Origin of the sequence: Lachnoclostridium sp. An196 (genome assembly GCF_002160135.1) — a bacterium.
Taxonomy (GTDB): domain Bacteria; phylum Bacillota; class Clostridia; order Lachnospirales; family Lachnospiraceae; genus Hominiventricola; species Hominiventricola avistercoris.
Map to the genome: position 1 here is coordinate 39,368 of NZ_NFJZ01000017.1, position 8,396 is coordinate 47,763.

General features: G+C 52.8%; 7 protein-coding genes and 1 pseudogene. 3 read left to right on the forward strand and 5 right to left on the reverse strand.

Annotation, left to right across the window (positions count from 1 at the left end; genetic code table 11):
• Nucleotides 1-76 precede the first annotated feature (76 nt).
• A complete protein-coding gene (locus B5F29_RS15415; RefSeq protein ID WP_087155489.1) occupies nucleotides 77-2,824 on the reverse strand; it encodes a molybdopterin-dependent aldehyde oxidoreductase in 2,748 nt (915 codons plus the stop codon).
• Between the two features lie 127 nt (nucleotides 2,825-2,951).
• Here B5F29_RS15415 and B5F29_RS15420 point away from each other — a divergent pair, with 127 nt between their 5' ends.
• On the forward strand, nucleotides 2,952-3,200 hold the full coding sequence (locus B5F29_RS15420; protein WP_087155490.1) for a hypothetical protein: 249 nt from the start codon (nucleotides 2,952-2,954) through the stop codon (nucleotides 3,198-3,200).
• Nucleotides 3,201-3,352: 152 nt separating this feature from the next.
• Complete coding sequence (locus tag B5F29_RS15425) at nucleotides 3,353-4,201, forward strand: TylF/MycF/NovP-related O-methyltransferase (protein WP_162608456.1); 849 nt, start codon at nucleotides 3,353-3,355, stop codon at nucleotides 4,199-4,201.
• Between the two features lie 9 nt (nucleotides 4,202-4,210).
• On the opposite strand, the gene ftsH is transcribed toward B5F29_RS15425, so the two are convergent.
• Together ftsH and B5F29_RS15435 are read right to left on the reverse strand one after the other, a co-directional pair.
• Nucleotides 4,211-6,028, reverse strand: a complete 1,818-nt coding sequence (gene ftsH, locus B5F29_RS15430; protein ID WP_087155492.1) for an ATP-dependent zinc metalloprotease FtsH — start codon at nucleotides 6,026-6,028, stop codon at nucleotides 4,211-4,213.
• Nucleotides 6,021-6,482 carry a hypothetical protein gene (locus B5F29_RS15435; protein WP_087155493.1) on the reverse strand — a complete coding sequence of 154 codons (462 nt, stop codon included), beginning with the start codon at nucleotides 6,480-6,482 and terminating at the stop codon, nucleotides 6,021-6,023. The genes ftsH and B5F29_RS15435 overlap by 8 nt, the downstream gene beginning before the upstream one ends.
• Nucleotides 6,483-6,708: 226 nt before the next feature.
• On the opposite strand from B5F29_RS15435, the gene B5F29_RS15440 reads away from it, so the two are divergent.
• Nucleotides 6,709-7,584 carry a glycosyltransferase family 8 protein gene (locus tag B5F29_RS15440; protein WP_206414225.1) on the forward strand — a complete coding sequence of 292 codons (876 nt, stop codon included), beginning with the start codon at nucleotides 6,709-6,711 and terminating at the stop codon, nucleotides 7,582-7,584.
• A gap of 91 nt (nucleotides 7,585-7,675) precedes the next feature.
• Here B5F29_RS15440 and B5F29_RS15445 read toward each other — a convergent pair whose 3' ends face one another.
• On the reverse strand, nucleotides 7,676-7,867 hold the full coding sequence (locus B5F29_RS15445; RefSeq protein ID WP_191398082.1) for a helix-turn-helix domain-containing protein: 192 nt from the start codon (nucleotides 7,865-7,867) through the stop codon (nucleotides 7,676-7,678).
• A gap of 68 nt (nucleotides 7,868-7,935) precedes the next feature.
• Nucleotides 7,936-8,396 (reverse strand): annotated as a pseudogene (locus B5F29_RS16505) (PD-(D/E)XK nuclease family transposase); the annotation flags it as partial.

Genomic DNA, 8,396 nt, shown 5'->3' on the forward strand with positions numbered 1-8,396 from the left:
TTTTATAAAACAGGGCTGCCGCCAAGCAGCCCTGCCATGTTGCTCCCGCGCCGCGGCGCAGGATTCGTCCCATACATTATAAAGCGTCGATGGCCGCTTTCACAACCTCCGGCCTTGCCGGCACTCTGGTAATACGCGCGCCGGTCGCCTGGAAGATCGCATTCAGGATAGCCGGATGCGGAGCCGCCAGCGGGCCCTCGCCGCAGCCTGCAGCGCCGTACGGTCCAAGCGGACGCGGATGGTTCTCTTGATAGATCAGTTCGATATCGTCCGGAATATCGTTGGGGTACGGAATGCCGCATTTCAATAGCGACGTGTGTTTCTTCAGGTCTTCAAAATCCTCCGACAGCGCAAGGCCGATACCCTGGGCAATGGCGCCCATGACCTGGCCGTCCACCACGGATTTGTTGATGATGGTTCCGAAATCGGAAACCATGGTGAAACGGATCACCTTCACCTTTCCGGTAGCCATCTCCACGCGGACAACCGGAAGATTGATGCAGTACATATAAACGGAGAACGGATTGCCCTGTGCTGTTTCCTGATCGCAGTCGGAACATGCGGTAGCCACCCATTTGCCCTCGTATTTCAGCGGCAGATTCTCCGCTTTCATCTCTTCATAGGTGCGGTAAGTGCCGTCCGGTTTCTTCATGGCGTTCACCAGCATCTCGCAGGCCACGCGCACCGCGTTTCCGGTCATGACGTTGGAACGGGAACCGCCTGCGGGCCCGGAATTGGGAGTCAGGCCAGTGTCGTTCATGACCAGGCGTATCTGATCCGGAGTGAATCCCGCCTGACGAAGCGTCTCATGGGCATGGGTCAGGGTTCCGATGTCCGCGCCCTGTCCGTGGTCTTCCCAGGAATCATAGACCGTCACAGTATTGTCCTCATTCAGCTCCGCCCAGGCCTCGGAAGAGTCCACGCCGTCCAGGCCGCAGCCGTATACGCCAAGGGAGACGCCGGCGCCGTATTTATATTTGCCGCCTTCGCTCTGCTCCGCGTTCAGTTTCTCTGCGTAGGCCTTGTTCGCCTGCCACTTCGGGCGCGCCAGATCGTAAAGATCTTCCAGACAGTACACATCCGGCTTGCATCCGTTCGGCGTAGTGGAGCCTGCGGACTCTTTGTAGCAGTTCATAGCGCGGAACTCGAAAGGATCGATGCCCATCTTCTCGGCCATGATATCCATGGCAATGTCCCCGCCCATGAAGGACTGCGGCGCTCCGTATCCCCGGAACGCGGCGCCGTACGCATGGTTGGTACAGACTGTCTGAGATTTGTTGCGGATATTCGGAATATCCACACCTGCTCCTACGAACTGACTCAGGCGCATGGTAAGCAGGTCTCCGAACTCGGAATAAGGACCATGGTCGATATAATTGTCTCCTTCCAGAGCCAGAATCTTTCCCTTTTCATCCGCCGCCAGCTTGATATGCATAAAGCCCGGGCTTCTCTTTCCGGTATAAGTGATCATCTGATACATATTAAAGTTCAGCGCCACCGGACGTCCCGTCACCAGAGCGGCCACTCCTACCAGGGCCTCGATGGTCGGGGAAAATTTATAGCCGAAGGTTCCTCCCGCATGCAGTTGGACCAGTCTCAGCTTCTCCGGCTCCACGCCGATGCCGGCGCAGATCATGGCATGGTGCAGATGGATACCGATGGATTTGGAATGAATCGTCACGCGTCCCTCTTCGTCTATGTACGCATACGCCACATCCGGTTCAATCGGCATATGCGGCTGACGGGAACAGTAAGCGTCTACTTCCACTACATTGGGAGCGCTCTCCATGATCGGAGCCGTGTCTTCTCCCTTGATGCAGTTCGTCTCATAATAGACATTCGGCGTACCCGGATGGATCTCGATGGCGTCAGGAGCCATGGCTTCCGGCGCGGACATATATGCGGGAAGGATCTCCAGGTCGACCTTTACCGCCTTCGCGGCTTCCTTCGCATGCGTTTCTGTATCCGCGCAGACCATAGCGATAGCGTCGCCGTACTGGAATACCTTTTCATCGCACAGAATCGGGCGGTCCCATCCGTCGCCTTTATTGGTCGGGAATGTGATCAGGCCGGTGATCCGGTTCTTGCCCGGCACATCCTTGTACGTGATGACCTTGTAAACACCCGGCATCTTTTCCGCCTCGGAAGTATCGATGCCTTTAATCAGAGCGTGGGACACCTCTGCCTGCACCAGGGCTATCTGCAAAGTATCTTCCGGAAGGTTTTTAATCTCATCCGCTCCGAAATTCCAGCTTCCCGTCACCTTTGCCACCGCCGACGGACGCGCGTAGGTCGTGCCCAGGATCCGGTTTTCAGTAGGTTTGAACATCAGGTCTTCTTTGGACATTTCCCCGCGCAGTACCTTCGCCGCATCCATCACCGCGTCAATCAGCGGCTTGTAGCCGGTACACCGGCAGAGATTGCGGTTCTTGTTGAACCAGTCGCGGACTTCCTCCCTGGTGGGAGACGGATTGTTTTCCAGCAGCACCTTTGCGCTCATGATGAAGCCCGGCGAACAGAATCCGCACTGGGCGCATCCATGCGCCACCCATGCCGCCTGCAGCGGATGCAGGTTATCCAGAGTGCCGATCCCCTCGATGGTCTCGATCTTTGCGTAGTCGGGAACGCGGGACATCCTGGTGATGCAGGAGCGGGTCACTTTCCCGTCCATGATAACGTTGCAGGCTCCGCAGTGGCCTTCCCCGCAGCCGATCTTACAGCCGGTCAGCAGAAGGCGGTCCCTGAGCACCTGCGCCAGGGTTTCTGTGCCCTCCAGCACCAGAGTGCGTTCCACTCCGTTGATAATCAGGACTTTTTTGATCATGCTATAACCTCCTCTCACATTCTTCTGAAGCAGTCTCTATATTCCTGTCCTTTTGTGTTCGTTATATCTGTTCAAACGCCTCTTTCTCTGATAAAATGGCTTTATCAGAACTTATTGGAGGCTGTACATGGAACTGAACGAAATACGCGCTCATCTGGTCACAGTGGAAGTCACCGACGAGGTCACCGGCCAGGTCTTCCGCCGGGAACTTCCCATCGATTATTATGAAAATGCCAATTTTCTCCGTTTACGCGGAGAAAATATGGACGGGAGTCCCAGTGAACTGGTTTTCATTACCCATACAGGGATGCGCCGTCTGAACGATCTGACGGGACACGGACCCGATCAGGATCCCTGCGGTTCACATACGGTATAAAATGCGCAAAATTTGTCTGTTTTGCACAATATTTTCTGTCTTTATACTTCGATTATAGTTTATTGTATAATAAGGGTCAACGCAATTTTCCTTCGTCTATTATTCTATTTTGAGGATAATAAAAACGTATGGAAAAAGGGAGAGGAGTGCTTATGAACATCGTCATCTTTGGCTGCGGACAGGCCGGCCGCATGGTACTAAACTGGCTTCCGGCCGGGAATAATCCCGTCGCATACGCCGACAATGATCCCCGGAAATGGGGAACTTATATATGCCAGGTTCCGGTTATTCCTCCCTCAGATCTTCTGTCTTTTCAGCCGGATCTGGTGTGGATCGCGGTCGTCAACCGGGAGGCTTCTCTGTCCATCGAGCGGCAGCTCCGCGGTCTTGGCTACCATGGCCTCATCCAAAGCCTGACGCCGCTGCGGGAGCGTCTGGATCTGCGCCTTGCCTGTCTTCGCCTTCTTGCAGAGCAGATCCGGGACAGAGGCCTGCCCGGCGCCGCGGCCGAGCTGGGAGTCTACCAGGGCGTGTTCGCCGCGGAGATCAACCGCCTTTTTCCGGACCGTCCGCTGTACCTGTTCGATACCTTTGAGGGATTTTCGCAGGAAGACATCGAAAAAGAGAAAAAAATAACCCCTTCCACCCGCGTGTCCGCCGAAGATTTTCAGGACACCGGTGTGGAAGAGGTGCTTGCCAAGCTGCCGTATCCGGAGCAGGCGATCATATGTAAAGGACATTTCCCGGACACATTGCCGCAGGATCTTCCTCCCCTTGCTTTCGTCAGCCTGGATCCGGATCTGTATGAACCGGTCTGGCATGGGTTGAATGCTTTCTGGCCGCGTCTGGTCCCCGGAGGCGTCATCCTGATCCACGACTGCTTCAGCGCGCAGTTTGAAGGTGTGGGCAAAGCCGTCCGCCGGTTCTGCCGGGAGCAGAATCTGACCGTGCTTCCTCTGGCGGATCTCCACGGAAGCGGAGTACTGGTCCGCCAGGGTTAAAAAGCCGGTTTACGCATTCAGGATAGCCATGAACTCATCCCCGGTAATTGTTTCTTTCTCATACAGATAGTCTGCCAGCTCGTCCAGTTTCTGCCGGTTCTCGCTCAGAATCCGGCGGGCTTTCTCGTGCTGTTTCTTCACTGTCTCTACTACCTGCTGATCGATCTGTGTCTGTGTCTCCGCAGAGCAGGCAAGAGAAGTGTCTCCTCCCAGATACTGGTTGGTGACTGTCTCCATGGCCACCATGTCGAATTCTTCGCTCATGCCGTAGCGTGTGATCATGGCCCTGGAAAGTTTTGTCGCCTGCTCGATATCGTTGGACGCGCCGGTGGTGATCGAGCCGAAGACAAGCTCTTCCGCCGCACGGCCTCCTGTCAGCGTGGCGATCTTATTCTCGATCTCTTCTTTGCTCATCAGGTAATGTTCTCCTTCTTCCACCTGCATGGTATATCCCAGAGCGCCCGAAGTACGCGGTACGATCGTAATCTTCTGTACGGGCGCCGAATGGCTCTGCATGGCCGCCACCAGGGCATGCCCGATCTCATGGCAGGCAACAATCTTCTTCTCTTTGTCCGTCAGGATCGCGTTCTTTTTCTGGTATCCGGCAATGACAACTTCGATACTCTCTTCCAGATCTGCCTGCGTGACGACCTTTCTTCCGCTGCGCACGGCGCGCAGGGCGGCTTCATTGACTATATTGGCCAGTTCTGCTCCGGACGCGCCCGACGCCATCCTTGCAACTTTTCCAAAGTCCGCGTCATCGGATACTTTTATTTTCCGGGCATGTACTTTCAGGATCTCTTCCCGTCCCTTCATATCCGGCAGTTCTACAGGAACTCTCCGGTCAAAACGTCCCGGCCTCGTCAGCGCCGGGTCCAGAGACTCCGGACGGTTCGTAGCAGCCAGAAGGATGACGCCGCTGTTTTCCTCAAAACCGTCCATCTCTGTCAGAAGCTGGTTCAGCGTCTGTTCCCGCTCGTCGTTTCCTCCGATCTGGCCGTCTCTCTTCTTTCCGATCGCGTCGATCTCATCGATGAATACGATGCAGGGCGCTTTTTCCTTTGCCTGCCGGAACAGGTCGCGGACTTTCGCGGCTCCCATGCCGACAAACATCTCTACAAATTCGGAGCCGGACATGGAAAAGAACGGAACATTCGCTTCGCCCGCCACTGCCTTTGCCAGCATGGTTTTACCGGTACCGGGAGGCCCTACCAGCAGGATGCCCTTGGGCATGGCGGCTCCCACTTCCTTATATATATTCGGATTGTGCAGATAATCCACGATTTCTTTCAGATTCTCTTTCGCCTCATCCTCGCCTGCCACATCGGAAAAGCGGATGCCTTCAGAGGATTTTACATAGATCTTGGCGTTGCTTTTTCCCATTCCGAACGCCATGGAGTTGGGTCCTCCTGCCCGGTCCATCATTTTTTTCGACATCCACTGTCCGATTCCGATAAAAATGACGATCGGCAGCACCCATGTCAGAAGGAAACTCAGGATCGGAGACATCTGTTCAATAATTTGACCGGAAAATTTCGCTCCAGAATTATACAGCCGGGCTGTCAGATCCGGATCATCCACCATACCAGTTTTGTATACGGCAGTGTTGTCTTTATCTGTAAAAATGATCTGGTTGCTCTCTGCCTGAATCTCTACCTGGCCGACCTGCTTTTCTTCCGTCATGGAAATAAAAGTACCGTAATCCACCTCCCGCACCTGCCGCTGCAGTATCCAGGGCATAGCCAGGAAGTTAAAAAGCATCAGAACCAGAAGCACGATAACATAATAATAGATCAACGGTTTTTTCGGCTGTTTCACTTCATTCATGATTGAATTCCTCCTTTTGTTCATTATTTTCCTCCGCGCTCATCTGCAGGTCGATCGCTTTCAGTGCGGCGACCAGAGCATAGCGCATGGACTGGACGGCAAAGTCGATGGCATATTCTGTATAGAGCGCGGCGGCTTCCATACGGCTCTCTGCAGGAGTGCCGGCTTCGCTGCTCAGGTATTCCGGCAGCTCGGTTTCCAGCAGTTCCTTGGCTTTCTGAAAATAGGAAAGCTGCGCGTCAGACAGCGCCGCCACCGCCGGAGAACGGCTGCTCTCCACATTCTTCTGAAGAAGAAGCTCGTTCTCTCTGTAATCGTCCTCCGCCCTCTGCAGTTCCTGCCGGATTCTGGAATGGTCTTCCTGCTGGCAGATCCGCAGGCGGGTCTGCATCCGTCCGTACTGCTGTTCCAGTTCATACAGTTTTATCGCAAACAGCCCTTCGTTCAGTTTCACTGACAAGACTCCTTTCGCAAATATCCTATGTCCTGTCTTCTTTTATAACAGAGCTTCCCTTACCCCGCCACTTGCAGTTTTTTTGATCTGTATGGACAAAATCCGCAAAATGTAAGTCTTTTTGACACTTTGCGGATTCTGTAAGGACAAATATGAAAAAGTGTGACTACCCTGCCGGCAGCTTGTCTGTTATTCTGTAGGCAGAAAAATTTCAGAGGTGTGAACAATGTTAAATCAATCGCCCATTCGGCTGCTGGCTACCCTGGACGAAAATTATCTTCCCCGGCTCCAGGTGCTTCTGACATCTGTTTTTATCAACAATCCTGAAGAAAAGATGGAACTGTACCTGATACACAGGAACATACCGGAGAAATCTCTGGAAAAACTGCGTATGCAATGTCGTTCTTTCCATTACTCCCTGCACCTTATCCAGGTGGACGCGTCCTTTTTTCAGAACGCGCCGGTATCCAGGCGGTATCCTCAGGAGATGTATTACCGGCTGCTGGCCCCGCATCTGCTGCCGGGAGATCTGGACCGGATCCTGTATCTGGATCCCGACACACTGGTGATCAACGCGCTGCGTCCTTTGTGGGAAACAAACTTAAACGGAAATCTTTTCGCCGCGGCATCCCATACCGGGATAACGGAGATCGCCAACAACGTCAACCGGCTGCGTCTGGGGACCGACAGTGATTATTTCAATTCCGGCGTACTCCTGATGGATTTAAAACTGGGCAGAGAGAAGATCCTGCCGGAAGATGTGTTTTCTTACTTTTCCGAACACAGCGCAAGCCTGCTCCTGCCGGATCAGGACATTCTCAACGCCATGTATGGAAATCAGATTTGGGAAGTGGACGATGCCGTCTGGAATTATGACGCCCGCAACTACAACAGCTATCTGCTGCGCAGTTCCGGAAAAGCAGATCTTGACTGGGTAATATCTCATACGGCTATCCTCCATTTCTGCGGCCGGGCAAAGCCCTGGAAACCGGGATATCCCTACCGCTTCGGCATCCTGTATAAGCATTATGAGCATTTGACCCATTCTCTGGAAGTTTCCGCTATCGGCAAAAAATCGGGGAATATGTCTTTCATAAATTAAAAGAACTGAAAGCAGACAAATGGTTCGAAGGGCATGCGGAGAAAGAACTGTTTAAAGACATTCAGATCACCGAAACATTTCAGGCATACTTTTATTCAAGTTTACTGATATCCGCCTGATTAATCCCAGTACGTTCGGCCAGCTGCTTTTGTGTTAAATTTTGGGAAGTTCTAGCCTCAATAATAGCTTTTATTACATCAAGTTCCGGCTGGAGAGCTTGATATTCCTCAGCAAAGTCATGATCAGTCATTTGCTTGTTTTTGAACTGTTTTAATGTTTTCACGCTTTCCCTGTCCTCTCCCTATAATCGCCTTTTGTACAATCGGAGGGAGCAACTGCTCCCTCCCTGTTCTATTTCTGCGCAACTAGCGCTTCCAGTTCACGTATGCGATCCGCCTGCTCCTTTATTTTTCGGTCGCTTTCCGTTTTTAGGGCTTCATATTTCCTGTCTTTTTCTATTAATTCTTCTTTTTGTTCGTTAATTTTTTTCTGCTGCTCGTTCATAACCTGCTTCTGTTCGTCAATCATATATTTCACTGTATTCTGATCCATGATCTTCAACGCGTCTGAAAACATCCCCAATACCTCCTCTGGCTTCCGACGCAGCATGGCCAGTTCCCGGTAGATCTCCTCCAGCCACGGATATTCGCTTACCAGCTTCTCCGCCTCTTCCACCGTCTCTGTCAGCAGGAAACTCAGCCACGCCGTCTGTTCGTTCTTATCTTTAGCATAAGGGAATTCCCGGAACACGTCAAGGCATACCAGGCAATATTCCTGAAGAAGGGACAGTTCCAGGCCCGTATCAAACTTCG